Origin of the sequence: Nonomuraea jiangxiensis (assembly GCF_900099965.1) — a bacterium.
Taxonomy (GTDB): domain Bacteria; phylum Actinomycetota; class Actinomycetes; order Streptosporangiales; family Streptosporangiaceae; genus Nonomuraea; species Nonomuraea jiangxiensis.
Genome location: NZ_FNDJ01000003.1, coordinates 302576 through 319286, shown reverse-complemented (window position 1 = coordinate 319286; position 16711 = coordinate 302576). Strand labels below are relative to the sequence as shown.

General features: G+C 63.0%; 18 protein-coding genes and 1 pseudogene. 5 read left to right on the top strand and 14 right to left on the bottom strand.

Annotated elements, in window-relative coordinates; all coding sequences use genetic code 11:
- Positions 1-182: 182 nt before the first annotated feature.
- The 4 genes from BLS95_RS53975 to BLS95_RS53965 form a co-directional block, all read right to left on the bottom strand.
- Positions 183-1589: an ApeA N-terminal domain 1-containing protein gene (locus BLS95_RS53975; RefSeq protein ID WP_143043624.1), complete on the bottom strand. Its 1407-nt coding sequence runs from the start codon at positions 1587-1589 to the stop codon at positions 183-185.
- A 637-nt stretch (positions 1590-2226) separates the two neighbouring features.
- Entirely contained in the window at positions 2227-3207 is a 981-nt protein-coding gene (locus BLS95_RS07725; RefSeq protein WP_090930182.1) for a restriction endonuclease, read from the bottom strand.
- An 806-nt stretch (positions 3208-4013) separates the two neighbouring features.
- Positions 4014-4670: a hypothetical protein gene (locus tag BLS95_RS53970; protein WP_143043623.1), complete on the bottom strand. Its 657-nt coding sequence runs from the start codon at positions 4668-4670 to the stop codon at positions 4014-4016.
- A 2-nt stretch (positions 4671-4672) separates the two neighbouring features.
- A complete protein-coding gene (locus tag BLS95_RS53965) occupies positions 4673-5056 on the bottom strand; it encodes a hypothetical protein (protein ID WP_143043622.1) in 384 nt (127 codons plus the stop codon).
- A 292-nt stretch (positions 5057-5348) separates the two neighbouring features.
- Between BLS95_RS53965 and BLS95_RS59775 the strand changes: the two are divergent.
- Positions 5349-5429: pseudogene (locus BLS95_RS59775) on the top strand (acyl-CoA dehydrogenase family protein); the annotation flags it as partial.
- A gap of 114 nt (positions 5430-5543) precedes the next feature.
- Here the strand turns inward: BLS95_RS59775 and BLS95_RS07720 are convergent.
- On the bottom strand, positions 5544-5972 hold the full coding sequence (locus BLS95_RS07720; protein WP_176993067.1) for a S26 family signal peptidase: 429 nt from the start codon (positions 5970-5972) through the stop codon (positions 5544-5546).
- 39 nt (positions 5973-6011) lie between these two features.
- On the opposite strand from BLS95_RS07720, the gene BLS95_RS58935 reads away from it, so the two are divergent.
- Positions 6012-6140: a hypothetical protein gene (locus tag BLS95_RS58935; RefSeq protein WP_281249959.1), complete on the top strand. Its 129-nt coding sequence runs from the start codon at positions 6012-6014 to the stop codon at positions 6138-6140.
- Between the two features lie 116 nt (positions 6141-6256).
- On the opposite strand, the gene BLS95_RS53955 is transcribed toward BLS95_RS58935, so the two are convergent.
- The 5 genes from BLS95_RS53955 to BLS95_RS07700 all read right to left on the bottom strand — a co-directional run bounded on the left by BLS95_RS53955 (position 6257) and on the right by BLS95_RS07700 (position 10895).
- The gene (locus tag BLS95_RS53955) at positions 6257-6463 is read right to left on the bottom strand and encodes a hypothetical protein (protein ID WP_143043620.1); all 207 of its coding nucleotides are present in this window, start codon (positions 6461-6463) and stop codon (positions 6257-6259) included.
- 102 nt (positions 6464-6565) lie between these two features.
- A complete protein-coding gene (locus BLS95_RS07715; protein WP_245764910.1) occupies positions 6566-8368 on the bottom strand; it encodes an ABC transporter ATP-binding protein in 1803 nt (600 codons plus the stop codon).
- On the bottom strand, positions 8365-8916 hold the full coding sequence (locus BLS95_RS07710) for a TlpA family protein disulfide reductase (protein ID WP_090930180.1): 552 nt from the start codon (positions 8914-8916) through the stop codon (positions 8365-8367). The genes BLS95_RS07715 and BLS95_RS07710 overlap by 4 nt, the downstream gene beginning before the upstream one ends.
- Positions 8917-8988: 72 nt before the next feature.
- Positions 8989-9198: a hypothetical protein gene (locus tag BLS95_RS07705; RefSeq protein WP_143043619.1), complete on the bottom strand. Its 210-nt coding sequence runs from the start codon at positions 9196-9198 to the stop codon at positions 8989-8991.
- An 803-nt stretch (positions 9199-10001) separates the two neighbouring features.
- Positions 10002-10895, bottom strand: coding sequence for a hypothetical protein (locus tag BLS95_RS07700; RefSeq protein WP_090930178.1), 894 nt, complete (start codon positions 10893-10895; stop codon positions 10002-10004).
- A gap of 143 nt (positions 10896-11038) precedes the next feature.
- Between BLS95_RS07700 and BLS95_RS07695 the strand changes: the two genes are divergently transcribed.
- A complete protein-coding gene (locus BLS95_RS07695; protein WP_245764909.1) occupies positions 11039-11551 on the top strand; it encodes a SigE family RNA polymerase sigma factor in 513 nt (170 codons plus the stop codon).
- The gene (locus BLS95_RS07690) at positions 11538-12269 is read left to right on the top strand and encodes a hypothetical protein (RefSeq protein WP_090930176.1); all 732 of its coding nucleotides are present in this window, start codon (positions 11538-11540) and stop codon (positions 12267-12269) included. The genes BLS95_RS07695 and BLS95_RS07690 overlap by 14 nt, the downstream gene beginning before the upstream one ends.
- Positions 12270-12337: 68 nt before the next feature.
- Here BLS95_RS07690 and BLS95_RS07685 read toward each other — a convergent pair whose 3' ends face one another.
- Positions 12338-13528, bottom strand: coding sequence for a serine hydrolase domain-containing protein (locus tag BLS95_RS07685; RefSeq protein ID WP_090930175.1), 1191 nt, complete (start codon positions 13526-13528; stop codon positions 12338-12340).
- Positions 13529-13726: 198 nt separating this feature from the next.
- On the opposite strand from BLS95_RS07685, the gene BLS95_RS07680 reads away from it, so the two are divergent.
- Complete coding sequence (locus BLS95_RS07680; protein ID WP_218135646.1) at positions 13727-14425, top strand: GbsR/MarR family transcriptional regulator; 699 nt, start codon at positions 13727-13729, stop codon at positions 14423-14425.
- Between the two features lie 49 nt (positions 14426-14474).
- Here the strand turns inward: BLS95_RS07680 and BLS95_RS07675 are convergent, their stop codons facing one another.
- The 3 genes from BLS95_RS07675 to BLS95_RS07665 are packed head-to-tail and all read right to left on the bottom strand — an operon-like array spanning position 14475 to position 16694.
- Positions 14475-15320, bottom strand: a complete 846-nt coding sequence (locus BLS95_RS07675; RefSeq protein WP_245764908.1) for an AraC family transcriptional regulator — start codon at positions 15318-15320, stop codon at positions 14475-14477.
- A 31-nt stretch (positions 15321-15351) separates the two neighbouring features.
- On the bottom strand, positions 15352-16161 hold the full coding sequence (locus BLS95_RS07670; RefSeq protein ID WP_090930172.1) for an alpha/beta fold hydrolase: 810 nt from the start codon (positions 16159-16161) through the stop codon (positions 15352-15354).
- Positions 16162-16220: 59 nt separating this feature from the next.
- The gene (locus BLS95_RS07665; RefSeq protein ID WP_090930171.1) at positions 16221-16694 is read right to left on the bottom strand and encodes a hypothetical protein; all 474 of its coding nucleotides are present in this window, start codon (positions 16692-16694) and stop codon (positions 16221-16223) included.
- Positions 16695-16711: the final 17 nt, after the last annotated feature.

The window sequence follows — 16711 nt, the reverse complement described above, 5'->3', positions numbered from 1 at the left end:
CCACGATACTTTTTCGCGGGTCACTGGGGTGAAACGTTTGTGCGATGGCGTTTGATTCATAGCCCCCGGGCTTCTCCATTACCACCGAGCCCGCTCGTAGCTGGCACCCGTTGTAGTACAGTGTGCCACGTCGTGCTGAACCATCGTAGGGGCGGCGCCGATTTTGTCTATCTTCTCGGCTGTTACTTGAACTGGGCCCTGATATTGTCAATCGCCTGGCGGATTCTCTCTTTATGCCAATTCAGGGCGTTGCAGTCGGACTTGGCCGCGAGTGCGCTCTCCGGAACGCCGCTTTCTAGCAGCATACATACTCTCATAACCGAGTAGACGGACTCCGAAAGATAGTACAGGTCTCCATTATTGAAAGTGCGGGAATCCCCTGCTAGATGGGTAAGCTCATTGCGGGTCTGGGAAATGGTCTGCGCCCAGCGGCCTGCATCACCGATGAGATTGCGCGTCGCAGGACGTGAGCGCGCGGCCAGCTTTCTCATTCTTTTGCTGAGAGGAGGCTCATTCCCATAACTAAGTTTGTCGATAAACCAGTCGCGGTGCTCAGTGGGTGTGATTGCAGCATAGGCTTGAAGCACTGCGTCATACTCGTCGGGGGCGATGTACGATCCACCCTCTGTCAACCGATGGAAAGCTTCAGCAGCGTACGTAACGTTCAGGAATCTGTTTTCCACGTAGATCCTGTCTGTATTGCGTACGCTCATGAGCGAGGAAAGGGAGCGCTGAAATTTGAGTGATGCATCGAGCCATCTTGCGACCGCGTCGATACCACCGAGCTCCGAGAATGTCAGGAGCATGTCAAAATCATAAATGCGTTTTCGGTGGTCGCTAGTAGCTGGTTTCAAGCGAGGCGCACGGTATTCGATGATCTGCTCATAGCCTAGTGGCGTACCGGAGATTGATTGCGCAATGGCGTCGGGCCGCCTAAGTGACATGCCTTCGACGGCGACGTGCCTATCGATGCATAACATTACTAGATCTGATAGACGGGCGATGTCTTTTTGGATCTCGTCAAACTCCGTGAGGCTGGAGTAGTCGATGCGAAAGGCCGTGTCTTGGGTTACGAGTGCACGTCTAAGATGATCTACATCATATGCCCATTCGTGCTCCAGGCTCACGCGACCGCGTGAATAATCAGAAAAGATGCTTTCAGGTTGAGTGTAAGAAATCTCATATCGGGACGGCGTTGTAGAGGTGCTATCGTGCCTATCAGAGGTAATGCCGCTACGGCCTACCCAGTACGCAAGCTGGGTTAGCTTAAGCGATACTGACTGAAAGGCAAGAGTGCTATCCTCCAGGTGCCAACCAAGGAACAGCTCATTGAAGTAAATGTTCTGCTGTAGTACGCCTGGAGAGCTGAAAGAGGTGCCTCTGCTGTAACCTCGATTTAGAGTAACCTCAGCCTTGTCTATCAAGCCAAAGAGGCGAATCTCTGCGCTTGCGGTATCCGGGATGCGTTCAAATCTTCCGATTAGCTTTAGCTCTATTCCATTTTTTGCGTCAAACTGCAGTCGACCCGAAAGTCTACTCTCGGGGTCGCCTGGTAGCCAGAATTCTCCGAAAGAATCAATGCTCTCCACTGAACCTCATTGCTATAAATACTCTTATGGGCACAATCCCTTTCAGGATACATCGAGCAGATGCAGCGCCGCAGGTAATTTCGCTGCCAGTGTGCTTGAGACTCTTCCGCCGCGCACGCGTCGGCAGGGGCGCCCGGGGTATGGTTAGGTACCTGGTCGGTCTGATCGCGGACTCCTGACAAGCGGAAGGGCTACTGCCGCGCCGCTTCCGGTGCTCGAGCCTGGCGGCCCTGCGCTCCGGGTCGGCTTGCCACCGGATAGGTGGGTTACTGTCGTCTGCTGTACAGCAGGGGAGTGCAGCACCACCTCAGAGCCTGATCGTCTTGTACGGCATCACAAAGTGGAGCAGCAGCGCCGGCTCCAAGCTAAAATCCTTCGCTTTACTCGCATGAAGTTTTCAGTTGAGTCGGTGACAATCGCTGGCTCTAATCCTCGCCGCAATGGTTGAGTGGTAGGACTGCCGCTCTCTTCGCCAGCCCTTGCCACCAGACGACCATGACTGAAGTGACGCTATCCAGTCTTCCCCGTTCTAGGACGTGGAGAAGTAATAGGCACAATTCGTTCATCGTGGGTCTACGGACCTGCATCCAAAACACCGCAACTTTCAGTCCTATCGTAGCTAACACGTTCTGTTCCTTTAGCTGGAAAATCTTCTTTGGTTCGCGATAATTCGATCGACTCTCGAATGCCACATTACTCCCAAGTGTTCGTTCAGCATCTGAACGAAATCCTCACCAGACCACAGTTTGATGCGACTTCGGCGCATTGGGTCGTCAACCCATTCGATTGCAGTCATTGGCCCCTTGTCGGTAAATCCGGAAACTGAAATAAGCACACCACGGGTTGCCTCGCCACTAAACACAACTCCTGCAAAACTCCGCACTGTTGCAACATCTACTTTGGCAACCCAATTTTTGCACTCAATGTATACTATCTCTTGTTCGTTTTTGGCGACTGCGTCGAATCCGCCGTCCTTTTGCTGATCGGTTATATGTACTTCATAGCCCATCTCGGAGTACAAGGCAGAAGCAAGGAGTTCGATATCTCTAGGATCGAGACTGTGAAGTAGTGCAACCTTCTCATTCCTGGCAACCGAGCTCTCGATAATGTAGCGATATCGAATAAGCGTCATTGCATCACTAAGCCCATCGATCCTCAGGTCTGGGAGGGTTTGGGCGTGGGCAAGAAGGAATGCCGAGAGCGCATTGATTGCATCGCGTGGAAAATGTGGCAACAGATCTAGAACCCAAGTAAGGCCGGGCCAAACGGGTTCACTGCCCTTGCCCGCCAATGCGAGGATAAGCCTCCGCTCATAATCGCTGAACTCGCGAGGTTCGGATGAGCCATCCGGGTGCAGAGTGCCTGGCCCCATTGCTTTCAGGGTTTGAATGCGAAGCTTGTCAATAAGGTTCGCACCACGCGATTCTCCTATCATATTTGCCAATACTCGACGGATCTCCATTTCTGGCCAATCCGATACCTTGAGTAGATACTCGTCTCGAATTCGATCGTCTGGAAAGGCTATGACGACATAATCGGGCGATGGTTGAGCGACCTCATGACGCATTATGGCGCGCCATTCGTCTAATAGATATATTGGCATTTGTCGATCCATCATGTTGAAAATGCTGGAGCTCTCGTAATCTGCGGAAAACTTTCCACCGAAGTGGCCGATTTCTTGTCAGATTTATGCTTCACTTGTATAATGTATTTGGCCTACTGCTTTACTGCCTATTCTCATCAGTTTTCAATACCAAATAGTGTCATGTCAGTCGGATGGTCGGCTTGCAATCCATCAAACCGTCTTGAGGCTGCCGCCCCACTTCCGGTGCTCGGGCCTGGCGTGGGCTCAGGGTCGGCTTCCTGTCGTATATGAGGGGTTGCTGGTCTGCGGTAGAGCGCGGAACTACAGCAGTGTCACCTCATGCAGCTTGATCGTCTTGTGCGGCGTCATGCGGTTGAGCTGTACCGTTGACCTTGGCTCATGGTCCTCTTCTTCACTCGTAGGAAGTGGATGGGTTGCTTGTGTGACGGTCGCTCACTCCGACTCTCGCCAGCGAGGCGTGGATGTCGACGCTGGCTCTCCCCTTCGTCGGGCCTCTGCACACGATGACCATGGCTGACGTGAGACGTCGACATTCGCGCCACCGTACACACGCGGCTGACCACGGTCTCTATCAGTCGAGCAAGGTGATTGTTCCGCCTGAAAGGGCGGATGGTCACACCTCGTGGTGTCCGGCGCGTATGTGACTACTTCCTTGCGCATGGCACAACACGGTATCTGTGGGCCATCACGCCATGAGCTGAAGACGCGGCAAGTATTTGCCCTGGTAATCAGTAAGCACGCAAGCGCGATCAACGAGCTCTGGGCTCAACAGGACTGGCTCCCACGCGGCAAAAAATGTTCAGCTCTATTTGATACGGTTAGCGCTGTATCAAATAGGCAAGCAAGGCTATGCCGGCCAGAAATCCGATTACGAATGCATAGAAGGTTGGCTTCCAGTTGACGACTATCTGTGCTGGTGGTGGCGTAACTACGCCCTCAACGCGATCGGCGTGAATCCTGATGCTATCGACTGTCTCGTTCAATTGATCTATTAGACTATTTCGGCCGTGCGATCGAGTTAAGCTGCTGAGAGTCCCAGAGATTCTCTCAAATCCTTCTAGTGCCCGCTCCATTCTGATGGTGAACTCGCGTGCCTCGCTAATTTTGTTCCCAGCCTTCAGAAGCGTCCTGGCGACATCCTCGTTTATATTGTCGCCTGCGGCACGGAGGGAATGCGCAACATCCTCGTTTATACTTCGACCGGCGAACAGGAGGGCATTTGCAACATCCTCGTTTATATTCCGGGCAGCGTATTCGAGGGCATGGACGACGTCGGGCGACACCACGCCATCCCGCAGAGCTTTCCGTAGGAGCCGTGCAAGTGCTGGCGCCTCCTGAGAGAGCTTCTCAAGTATCGCTTGCGTCGTCTTGTCGATGGCGTTGATAGTGCCGTAGTTGTCGCGGCCGACGAAGGCCCCAGAGCCGTGGTTATGTTGTTCGACGCGAGATGGTTCGCCCTCTGGATGTGTGACCATCGTCAGGATTCCCCGGGCGTCGTTATGCCACCGTAGTTATCCCGGCCAATAAAGGTGCCCGAACCGTGATTGTGCTGCTCGCCGACGTTCATCGTCTCCTTCGCTGTGGGCGTGGACTGTGCGACGGCCTCGAGATCGGCCCGGATCTCGGGATGCTCGGCCAGATACGCTGCGAGGTGTACACCCCATCGAGCCTTTACGTCGGCCTCTGAAGCTGCTCGTCGAGCAAGGGCGAGCGAGTCGTCTTCTGCGGCGCGGAGTGAAGTAGATTGCTCCTCTTCGGTTCCTCCTCGGAAGATGCGCTTAATTCGGGAACGCGCGGCGTCTACCTGGCCATTGAGCATGTAGGCAACCAGGTTTCCTGCCGCGCCAGTGATGATCGCCATCGTCGCCGGGTCTAGCATCTCACGCACACTCCGATCAGCGCTTCGGCAAGTAGCCGACCCCAATATTCGACCAGGCTCCACTATAAAGCTGGGGAACGACAAAATAAGTGCATCTGTCCCGTCGAGGACACCGGCAGCGTTCGAGTGTTGGGGCGTGTACTTGCGCCCCGACCCGGGCTGTTCCGTCGCTGTTCCGTGGGAACCAGGAAAGCAGTGGAAAGTGATGCGAGCTACCCCCAGGCATTGAACCAGGTCAGGAGCCTGATCGGAGAGTCGGCCCAGATGGGCAGATCGGGCGTCGGAGATCACCCAAATCTACGAGGGCACCAACCAGATCCAGCGCATGGTCATGGCCCGTCAACTCCTCAAGTAGGCCTTGACTTGCTCAAACCTCGTTTCCCGGGTGAGGGAGGCGGGGTTTGTCGTGGAGCAGCCGGTATACCGCGATAGGAGATCTGGGAGGCCGCGGTCTCAGGGGTGTTTGGTCTCAGGTGCCGATGGCGCGCACGACAACACCGACGAGCCGCTTCTGAGTGACCAGGCCGTAGTCCCGCGAGTCGCGGCTGGCGTCGGGGTTGTCGCCGAGGATCGCCATCCAACCCGGAGGGATGTGTGCGTTCGACGGCGACGGTACGTGCTCCGGTACGAGATCCCCTGGTACCGCAGCCAACCGCTTGATCACGTAGCCGGTACGCGGTCGCGGGCCCGCCATTCGCGCGTCCGGTACGACCACAACGATGTCGCCCACTCTCAGGCGGGACAGGGATGTCCGGCGTACCAGCAGACGATCGCCGGGATGCAGGGTGGGCGCCATGCTGAAGCCCGTAACAGTGGCCACCACGAACCTGCGCCGCAGCACCGCGACGAAGGCCGCCACGCCGGAACTTATCAGGAGTACTGCAATCACGGCCTGCACGGAGAACGCCTCACTAATCGGCGAGTATTTCGGAGCACGATGGCAGCCGGTAGCAATCCGGCCGTCACCGCCACCACCTCCGTGGCCCGTGGTGCCATGGCGACAGCGACCGGCGAATACGCGGACCGCGACGGGAACTCCCACCACGCCGCCGAGCACGCCGAGTGACATACGGACCATGGCCACCGGCAAGTTGAAAGACGATGAACCGAATCATGGCCATTCCTGCCACGTGGAAGCGGCCACCGACTCCGGCCAGCGGCCCGCTCCCGCCTACGTGTCAGCTAGCAGCTGCCGCGTTCCCCCCGCACATTGCAGGGCCCGCAGGTCGTCTGGTTGCTGTCGCAGCCGCGGTCGCACCACCGGGATATGGAATAGACACCGCTGCAGTAGCAGAATTCCTTCCAGGTCGTGCAGGCGGCTTGAGCAGTGACTTTCGGGACGAAGGCGGACAACATCCGGTCGCCGAGCGTGTTGAAGAGTCGCAGCATGCTCTACTCCCTCATGAATGACGGGCCGCTTTGGAGAGCCGGTAGGCATCGTCTGGCCTTGACCCGTCTTGATCTACATTAGAGATCAATTCAGGTTTCCGGTCAATCGCGATAACCGGAGGCTTGGAGGGAGAACAACTCGGCGTAGGGCCCTGGTGCCTCCACCAGCTCGTCGTGTGGCCCAGCCTGCACCACGGTGCCGGCGTCGAGCACCAGGATCAGGTCCGCGTCCCGGATCGTGCCGAGCCGGTGCGACACCAGCAGGCTTGTGCCACCCTTGCGTAGCCGTTGGAAGCCCTGGTGGATCTCGTGTTCGGCCTCGGCGTCGAGTCGTGCGCTCGGCTCATCGAGGATGAGCAGGTCACGACCGCCGCGCAGGAAGCTGCGCGCGATGGCGACACGTTGCCACTGACCGCCGGAGAGCATGGTGCCCGGTGTGGTTCCGTTCAGGTCGTCGCCGGCGAAATAGGTGCGGCTGAGCAGCGTCTCATACCCATGCGGAAGTGTGCGCACGATGTCGTGCACACCCGCGTTCCGCGCAGCGGTCTCGATGCGTGACCGATCCGCCAAGGCCTCGACATCACCGATGCCGATATTCTCGGCGGCCGACAACTCATAGGAGACGAAGTCTTGGAAGACTCCCGCGATCCGGGCGCGCAACTGAACCGGGTCGAGGTCCCGCAGGTCGACACCGTCCCAGAGGATCGCGCCACGATCCGGGTCGTAGTAGCGGCACAGAAGCTTGATGATCGTGCTCTTACCGGCACCGTTGTAACCGACAAGGGCGACCGCCTGGCCGCTTGGGATCGTTATGCTGACGCCGCGCAGTACCCACGGAAGATCCTCACGGTACCGAAACCAGACGTCACGCAGCTCGATGCCGTGCCGCAACGGTGCCACCGGACGGGTGCGGGCCGGCACCGGCAGATCCGGCTCCGCTTCTACGACGGCGAGGTAGTGACTGAACATCAGCAGCTGGGTGTGCGCTCCCGCTGCATCGCGCACCATGCCGAGCAAAGCCGTCTGCACTGCGGCGACCGCGGCGACCAGCATGGCCACGTCGCCTACGGTTACCGTTCCGTTGGCCGCGGCGTTGACCACCCAGACCAGGCAGCCGCCCGCAACCGCGGTTGAGAGCATGGTGAGCCCCGCCTCCGTGCTCAGGGCCCGCCGGTCCATCGCCCGCTGCACCTGGTTCGCGGTACGGCGTTCGCGGAGCATCCGTTCCCTGAGAAAGGAACCGACGCCGAACAGTCTGATCTCGGTAGCCGCGTCGACATCGGAGAGCAGTTGGCCGTAGAACAACTCGCGCCGCTCGGTCGGTCCGACGGTATTCATCGCCTCGGCCCGCCGGCGCGCGAGCGCGAACTCGGCGCCGACGGCGGGGAGCGTACCGACCAGGACGGCGAGCGCCAGAGCAGGACTGACGGTGACCAGTGAGACGACGAACCCCGCGGTCACCAGGACCTGCTGGAGCAGGTTCAAGCTCACGGTCATGATCTCGACCGGTCCGGACCCGCCGGCGTGACGGGCGAAGCGCAGCCGATCCGCGAACTGCGGGTCCTCGAACCGCCCCAGACCGACCAACCTGTTGACCGCGGTGTAGAGCTGGTCGAGGGCGGCGAGTGCGACGATCCGTCCCTGCTCGGCCCGCAGGTAGTGCAGCACCTGCGCCAGCACCGCCGTCATCACGCCTGCGGTGACCAGACCGATGATCGGCCACATCAGGTCCGCGGGGCCCCCGGGGGCGCTCAGCTGATCGAAGACAACCTTCGTCAGCCAAGCCACGGCGACGGGCGCGCCTGCGCCCAGCACCGTCAGCACGAACTGAGCGATGGTCGTACGCGCCGCGACCCGCCAGGCCAGCCGCCAGGCGGCGCCGGCCACCCGTATGCCGGTGGTCACAGGGCTACGTACCCAGGAAGGATGTCGACCCGGTAACCCGTCACCGCGAGAACACCGTCCTGGCCCATAAGGCAGAAGGCCGGGTATCCGCTGAGGCCGAATGCCGTGGACATGTCGCCCTCGACGTCCGCCTCGATGACAATCTGCGCGACCCCGCTCAGCTCCTCGCGCAGGCCCTCCAACTCCTCGGGCGAGCCCAGCAGCACTGCTATCACATCGTCGCGCCCGCCTGACAAGCCGGACGCGTACCGTACGAAGGCGGGTTTCTGCTCCTCGCAGGACGGGCAACGCGGCGAGAAGAAGGCCACGAGCAGGCCTTCCCGAAGATCATCACGGGTCACCTCCCGGTTGTCGCCCGTCACGACGCGGAAGTCGCCGACCCGGGCTCCGGCGGGCAGGGTGATCTCGCCCTGCCCGGAGGCCTGCGCGTTTCCTCGGTTGATCAGCTCGGTGTGCTCTCGAAGGCGCCGGATCACTGCGATGGTGAGCAAGAGATTAAGCAGGCAGATGGCACCGACAATCGCTAATGCGGCCCACAGGACTGGCATGGCGAAATCCTCAATGTTTGAGCCTTTGCGGAGCGGCCAGGATAGTACAGGTCAAGCCGGGCGAAGCGGTCGCTATCCAGCGGGCCTGATCAAGGTGAAGCCGATCCAACCTGCCACCCGCACCGGGACGAACAGTGGCACTGCGGCGATTGCCACCACAGCAAGCGCCACCGGCTGCAGGAGAGGGCTCGGCACCTGTTCCAACTGGCGCAGCGAACGGACGAACGCGAGTTCTTCCAGGAGCTCAGCCAATTGAGCCCGATGTACCTGCGAGTTGGCCAATCCTGGCCTCCTGGCGGGTGAGGTCTCCTGTTCCGTCGCTGTTCCGAAAGCCCCGAAAGCCGCCAGGAAGTAACGAGAGACGACCATAGGCAGATTGCCTGCTCAGCAGCCCGCTTACGCTGATCTTCGCGGTATCTGAAATGCACGGCCTGATAGCACCCAAATCTACGAGGGCACCAACCAGATCCAAGCATCGTTGAGGCCGGCTACCCCTGCTCGGGCGACGAGCTGTCCCACCACGTTTCCCCATCCAGCGGTACCCGACTACGGATCAGATGCTGGCGTTTCGTCATGCGCCCATCTCTGCCACGCCGGGATTCTCTCCCACGACGATCTGGATCGACCGAGGCACGTGGCCTGGCCACGAAAATGACACGGACCACGTCGTCACCAATCCTGACCAGGCTCAGAGCGTGGCCTCCCGGCTGACCGTCAGCCTGTCCAGCCGCGCGTTGTGCGAGCTCGGCCCCCACCCGGCTGGGACGACTGACCCACACCTCGGCGGTGCCGCCCAGACTTGGGTCACGTGCGCGTCTGCTCAGGTGTGATGCCCTCAGCCCTCAGGAGCTGCCCCGACTCGTAGCGCGTGTCCGGTGTCGCCTCGATCCTTGAGAGCCTGTCCCACCTCAGGCCGGCCACACTGCTGAGCCTTTGGATATGTGCTGCGCGTGCAGGAAATTCACTCGTGACGGAGACCTTCTTTCACCGTGAGTGCCCAGTACGCATGGTCTGAACGTTTCCCCGCAAGGCGTCCGGTGAACGAAAGTCCCGATCGCCCGGTGTTGAATTCAGACGGTGATCTGTCAAGGTAGAGCTGGTACGGTCGGCTGGGAGTTGGTCCAGCCGACTTCCAGCAGCGTTTGGTTGTGGGTTTTGCCCTCGAGCGTCTTGCCGTTCCACATGACCGTTTGGTCTTGCGACAACAGCACCATCTTGCCGGTGTCGATGATCAGCCTGAGCTTGGTCGAGTCCTTGCTCTGCTCCTTGCTCGTCAAGTCGATCAGGATGGCGGCTCCGGATCTCCCCAGGGTGTCCTTGGTGTTGCCGTCGGCGCGGACGCCCGGCATCGTCAGCAACGCCTGGTAGGCGGCGGTGCGGACCTCCTTCGGGGCGGGGATGGAGTGCAGGATCTGCGGCAGGGTGTTCGTGACCCAGCGGTCGAGGGAGCCGTCCGGTACGCGGCTGGCCTGTCCCGCCCGCGTGAGCCAGTCCTTCAGGTTGTTCGGGTCGGCGGGCAGGCGTTGCACCTCGTCGTAGGTCAGCCGCTGCCCCGCGAGACGGAACGAGTTCTCATCCCGTACGGGAGTCATGCTGCCCTTGGCGGGTTCGGTGGACAGCTTCACGGTCTTGCCGTCGATCGATTCGCTCCACTTGGTGGGGGAGCCGTCACGCTGCCAGGCTTTCTTGTCCGCCGCGCTCTTCGGCAGCGTCCCGAGCTCTCGGAACCCGACCCACTCCCGGCCGTCGGATGAGTTCCAGTGTTCCGAGATTCGCCGCTGGACCAGCGAGTAGGGGTGCGACTTGGAGCCGAAGCGCCAAGGGTGGGTGTTCGTCATCAGTGTCCTGGAATGCCAGTAGGCGCCCTCGGGTGGAGCCGCGGCGGTCGCCGGCGGCGTGCCCAGGAGACCGGTAACGCCCAAGGCCAGGCCGGCGCTTATGGCGATCAGCGACCGGGTCGTCGCGGTCACGGCCTTCATATGGTTCCTCCTGCGGATTCGAAGTGACGACCTGCAATACGCCTGGGACCACCTGAATGGTTGCCCGTGAAGTGTTTTTCGCGGGTGGGCAACGGTTGGAAAGGCTGAGGCGTATTAGGAGGCATGGAATCGGACAGACAGCCGTGAGCGACGTGGAGCTCGACTTCGGCGCCTTCGTGGCGGCGCGTGCCACGAGCCTGCTGAGGATGGCCTATCTCGCCTGCGGTGACGAAACGGAGGCCGAGGATCTGCTGCAGACGGCGCTGGAGCGTACCTATAGGAACTGGGACCGCGTACACCGCGACAGCCCCGAGCCCTACGTACGCCGCGTCATCATCAACGCCGCCATCAGCCGCGCCCGCCGCCGGGCGATCCTCAGCATCATCCCGATGCACAGCCCGCCGGAGAGGTCGGCCCGCGCGACCGACGTCGACCTGCGCCACGTGCTCATGGAGGCGCTGCGCGCCCTGCCGCCCCGGCAGCGTGCCGTGATCGTCCTGCGGTACTGGGAGGACCTCAGCGAGACGCAGACCGCTGAGGTGCTCGGATGCTCGATCGGGACCGTCAAGAGTCAGGCGTCCAAGGCCATGGCCAAGCTCCGTTCGGGGCTCGGCCGGGAATCAGTGGAGGGAATGATCGGGAATGCCCACGCTTGAGGAGACGATCCGCCAGGTCATGGCGGACGAGACCGCGAGGCTGCACGCCGCGCCCGACCTGGCGGAGCGGGTGATGCGCTCCTCGCGGGCAACGAGGAACAGGGCCCGGGTCCTGACACTGGCCACATCGGTCGCCGTGATCACCGCCGCGCCCGTCGGGTATCTGACCCTCAACTCGGTGGCCACGACCGGGCAGGCGCCCTCGATCTCCGCGACCCCGGAGCCGCCCGCCATCGACGACACCCCGCCGGTCGCTTCCGCTCCGCCGGAGCTCGGAGACCTGGGCGACGGAAGGGAGTTCGGGCACGTCAAGGTGGGGTATCTGCCCGAGCGGCTGAAATGGTCGAACTGGTCGGTGGACTTCGGCGACAGCTACTCGACCGCGTACAACTTCGACGGCGACAAGAACGGCTTCTACTGTGTCCAGATCTACATGTACGAGGAAGCGGCCGTCCAGGACATCGACAGCCAGATCCAGCGATACCGTGACGAGGGCGAAGGCGAAGAGGTGATCCTTGGCGACCGGACCGGCTACCTGGTCGTTCAGGACGTCGGCGAGGACGGTGGGAAGGGCACTCCGACGCTCTTCCTCACCATGGGGGCCGAGCAGCGGGCCGCGATCATGTTCAGCCCTACGTACGCCAAGGAGTTCTCCGGTGCCGAGGCCGTCAATACCGAGTTGAAGAAGATCGCGGAGGGGCTCACGCCGGCGAACTGATTACACGGCTCCGGTGGCGGCAAGCCCTGGAGGCGACCAGTCTGCCCGCAGGGTCACGCCACGGCTGATCAGGCATCCCCTTCGGCCGGCTTCGTCCCCGATGGGATCGTGGAGCGGTTGTGGCTGCTCGGCCCGGCCTGGCCGTTGCAGAACACCTCCTTGATGAGCTTGTCCTGCAACCCGGCGAACTCCTTGATCAGGTCGATGGGGTCGATTGCGGCGTCCCCGCCGGTCAGCGAGGCGGTCAGGGTGTTTCGGCCGTCGGGTGTGCTGTACATCAGTGCCCCGTAGCCTCCGGGGGCGCTGCCGTTGTGGTGCAGGACGGTGCCGCCGCTTGGGCCCAGATCCTGTACGGAGAGTCCGAGGCCGTAGACGAGGGCGCCGCTTCTGGGGTGTGGCGTGCGCATCTCGGTCAGCAGCCAGGCCGGCAGGAGCTTGCCGCTGTTCAGGGCGGAGAAGAAGGTGTGGAGGTCATCGGTGGTCGAGATCATGTCGCCGGCGGCGTACAGGAGGGAGGGGTTCTGGCGGGTGACGTCGACCACCTTCCACTGGCCGGCGTCCTGGTAGCGGGAGTAGCCGTGGGCGTGCGGCCCGGGGATGTCGAGCTGGGCGCCTGGCGCCACGGTGCCCCGCAGTCCGAGCGGCTCCAGGATCCGTTGCCGCAGCTCTTCGGCGTAGGGGCGGCCGGTGACCTGCTCGATCAGCAGCGCGGCCACCGTGTAGTTGGTGTTGGAGTAGCTCCACTCCGTCCCCGGCTCGAACCGGGCCGGCTTGGACAATGCGAACCGCACCAGCTCCTCGGGCTGGTAGGTGCGGAACCGGTTGTCCACCCACTCCTTGCCCACCGCGGGGAGCCCGGTCTCGACCTCGGGGTGGTGTTCGCCGGTGTAGTTGAACAACCCGCTGGTGTGCTGCAACAACATCCGCACCGTGATCCGCGGGTCCAGCCCGAACTGGGGCAGGCGGCCGGCCGCTGGGCTGTCCAGCTCGACCTTGCCCTCGGCCACCAGTTGCAGCATCACGGTCGCGACGAAGGTCTTGGTGCTGCTGCCCACCCGGAACCGCCCGTTCGTCGGCGGGTTCGCGCTCGCCCCCAGCTTGCGCACCCCGGCGCTGCCGACCCACTCGCCCCGCTCATCGTTCACGCGCATCTGCATCCCGGCGAAACCGGCATCGACGAACGCCTGGATGGCCTTCTCCAGCTCCGGACGGTCCTGCCCGGCTTCGGTGGTCCTGGTGGTGTGGAGGGATTCGCTCATGGTCGGTCCTCGTTTCGCGATAGTACGTGTTCGGTGCGCTTCGAAAGCTATGTTGCGTTCAGGGTTGCGTCAATTGAGTGAAAGGCGTTTGTGCAGATAAATGCGGATAAATTGGTGCAATGACGCTGCGCTCGAAAGCAACAATGTGTTGCAATGACTGGCGGCGAAGGCAATACTGCCGGCATGCCAGGAGGACGATTGACCCAGCAGGACCGCGAGCGCATCGCGGCCGGACTCGCCGACGGGCTCTCCTACGGTCAGATCGCCAGGCGGCTCGACCGGCCGACCTCGACGATCACCCGGGAGATCGCACGCAACGGCGGCCCCGCCGGCTACCGGCCCCAGCAGGCGCACCAGGCGACGATCCAGCGGGCGCGGCGCGGCACGCCGGCGCCACCGCGCGCGGCGGTTTCGCAGGACGGCACGTCCGCACCACCGCGCGCGGCCGGATCGCCGGGCGGCACGATGGAGGAGGAGCTCATCGAGATGGTGGTCGGCGCGGGAATGCCGAGGATGACCGCGCGCGTGCACCAGGACCTGATGCTGTCGGAGGACGGCCGGCGCACCGCGGCCGAGCTGACCCGCCGGTTGCAGGTCAGTCCGGCCTCCGTCTCCGTGGCCGTGAACTACCTGGTCCGGCACGGGTTCGTCCGGCGCGAGCGCGATCCTCGGCGGCGTCGCGACATCTACGTGATCGACGACGACGCCTGGTACCACTCCATCGTGATCAGCGAGCGGCAGACTCTTGAGACGGCGCAGGCCACGATGGCGATAGCGGAGACGTACGGGCTCGACAGCCCCGTGGGGCAGCGGCTGGCCAAGACGGCGGCGTTCCTGGAGCGGGTCAGCCTGGACATCATCGAGTCGGCCAACCGCTGGCGCGCCCTGCTGGCGTGATGGATCTCGGCCGAAGAACCGGGTTTCTCAAGCGTGGCCGGCGGGCTGTTCAACCGCAGGGTGGTGGGGGCGGCCAGGCTATGTCGTCGATCGCGAGCCAGGGTGCGGTGGCCATGGCCGTGGGGGTGAGGCCGGCGAAGGACTTGATTTCGCGGCTGAGGTGGGACTGGTCGACGTAGCCGCTTTCGGTGGCGACGTGGGCGGCGGGGTGGCCGGCGGCGAGGAGGTGGGCGGCGTGGTCGAACCGCACCAGCCGGGCGGCGCGTTTGGGCGTGATGCCGAGCTGGGAGCGGAAACGGGCCCACAGGCGCTTGCGGCTCCAGCCGATCTCGTCCGCCAGGCCGTTGATGCGTACCCGCCCCCGGCTGGTGAGCGTTCGGCGCCAGGTGTGGGCGACCTCGGGATCGACCCGTGGGCGGGTGCCCAGTCGCCGGCCGAGGATTTCCGCGGCGATCGTGAACCGTTCGTCCCAGGACGTGGCGGCGCGCAGGCTGGTCTCGGCTCGTTCGGCGTCGCGGCCCCAGATCGCGTCGAGGGGCGCCAGCGTTCCGCTGAGCTCGGTTGACGCGCCGAGCACCGCGGCCGCCACGGTCGGCTCCAGCCGGATCTGGAGGCACTCGCCGACCCCGCGGCCGGCTGCCCGAAGGTCGCCGGGGAGGAGTCCGACGACGACACTGCCGCGCTCCTGCCGGCCCTGGGTCGCGTAGACGGCGCCCTCTCCCTCGCTCAGGTCTATGAGCAGGGTGATGGAGGGGTGGGCGACCATGGTGATGTTCACGTGTGCGGGGACACGCTGGCGGAATCCGGCCATGGTGATGCCCGGCAGCCGAGCTGACGGGGGCGGGACCGCGACGTCCACCCGCGTCCAGTCGAGTGGTGGCCCGGGCGACAGCACGTGAACCAGTCTAGGTTCCCGGGGCGGCCTGTCAGAGGGCTGGTGTCGTGAAGGCCAGGAGTAGTCTGCCGGTCGTCTCGGGGGCCTCCAGCATGGGCAGGTGGCCGACGCCGGGCAGGAGTTCGATCCGTGCGTTCGGCACCACGTCGTACTGGTGCGCGGACGCCGGATCCCAGCGGCGGTCGGCGGCGCCGAAGATCACCAGCACCGGGACGTCGAGAGCGGCGAGCCGCTCGGGCACGCTCCGCTCGGTGATGTAGGCGGTGTTCCGGCGCAACACCGTCCTGGTCGTGTGGTACGTCATGTCCCGCAGGTCGGCGACCAAGTCGTCCGGGACCTCCACCGGGCTCGCGGCCGTCGCGCTGATGCCGTTGCGGATCATCGCGTCCGTACGCCTCGACCACACGAGCGGCCCGAGGGGCGGGGCCAGCAGCACCCGGAGGATGAACGGCTGCCTGAGCAGCGCATCGGGACGCGGGCCACTGCTGATCAGCGCGAGCGATCCCACCAGGTCGGGGCGCTGTTCGGCCAGCGCGGTGGCGACGTAGCCGCCGCTGGAGTGCGCGACCACGGCAATGGCAGGAAGGCCGAGGTCGTCGAGCAGCGCCGCCACCCGGCCCGCCTGGTCGGGCACGTCGTACGACGGCGCGGGCGGTGACTTGCCGCAGCCCGGGAGGTCGACCCGGATGACGTGGTGGTGGCCGGCGAGGGCCGGGACCAGCGGATTCCAGCAGGCGCCCGAGGCCCCCGAACCGTGGATGAGCAACAGCGGGGGCGCCTGCCGCGGGCCGTCGTGGACCACGTGCATCCCCTGGGCGTATTGGATGTCGTACTTGTTCATGCGGGCGATGATGCCTGGGCCGGCGGCTGCCGGTCTTGGACAAATGTCGCCCCTGCCGGCTATCGGTCTCCCGTTATCTGGGCGGCTGCTGCCTCTGTGAAGTTCGCCAGGGCGTGGCGGGCTTTGCGTTCCCGGTCTCTCCTGTCATATTCGTCGGCGGCCTGCGGAATTTCCTCGGTGAGTTTGAGTGCGGCGGAGGCGAGTTCGCTGAGTGTGCCGTTCGCCAAGAGGCGCAGCCGGAAAAGGGCCGAGGTGGCTTCGGCTCGGTTGCGGCGGGACTCGTCCTGTGCCGCTGTCAATGCCTGGCTGCGTGGGTCTTGTCGCTCGTGTTGCCATCGGTCGTTCTGGCTGTTCCGGAAGTCGGTCAACGCGCCGGCGAAGGTGCTGTAGGTGGTCAACCGCTCCTGCCAGAGTCGTTCTTCTCGTGCGGTCTGGTGGGCCTGTTTTGCCGTACGAGCCTGGAACACGTACGTGACGGTGACCCCGAGCAAGGTTCCCAGGACGGCGATGATCCCCGTTATCGCGCTTGCCATTCAGCCAGTGGAACACA

Bases quoted from the DNA above. Each gene is read 5' to 3' on its own strand.
- BLS95_RS07725 (WP_090930182.1), bottom strand. From the start codon at position 3,207: ATGATGGATCGACAAATGCCAATATATCTATTAGACGAATGGCGCGCC.
- BLS95_RS53970 (WP_143043623.1), bottom strand. From the start codon at position 4,670: ATGGTCACACATCCAGAGGGCGAACCATCTCGCGTCGAACAACATAAC.
- BLS95_RS53965 (WP_143043622.1), bottom strand. From the start codon at position 5,056: ATGGCGATCATCACTGGCGCGGCAGGAAACCTGGTTGCCTACATGCTC.
- BLS95_RS58935 (WP_281249959.1), top strand. From the start codon at position 6,012: ATGGCAGCCGGTAGCAATCCGGCCGTCACCGCCACCACCTCCGTGGCC.
- BLS95_RS53955 (WP_143043620.1), bottom strand. From the start codon at position 6,463: ATGCTGCGACTCTTCAACACGCTCGGCGACCGGATGTTGTCCGCCTTC.
- BLS95_RS07710 (WP_090930180.1), bottom strand. From the start codon at position 8,916: ATGCCAGTCCTGTGGGCCGCATTAGCGATTGTCGGTGCCATCTGCCTG.
- BLS95_RS07700 (WP_090930178.1), bottom strand. From the start codon at position 10,895: ATGAAGGCCGTGACCGCGACGACCCGGTCGCTGATCGCCATAAGCGCC.
- BLS95_RS07690 (WP_090930176.1), top strand. From the start codon at position 11,538: ATGCCCACGCTTGAGGAGACGATCCGCCAGGTCATGGCGGACGAGACC.
- BLS95_RS07685 (WP_090930175.1), bottom strand. From the start codon at position 13,528: ATGAGCGAATCCCTCCACACCACCAGGACCACCGAAGCCGGGCAGGAC.
- BLS95_RS07670 (WP_090930172.1), bottom strand. From the start codon at position 16,161: ATGAACAAGTACGACATCCAATACGCCCAGGGGATGCACGTGGTCCAC.
- BLS95_RS07665 (WP_090930171.1), bottom strand. From the start codon at position 16,694: ATGGCAAGCGCGATAACGGGGATCATCGCCGTCCTGGGAACCTTGCTC.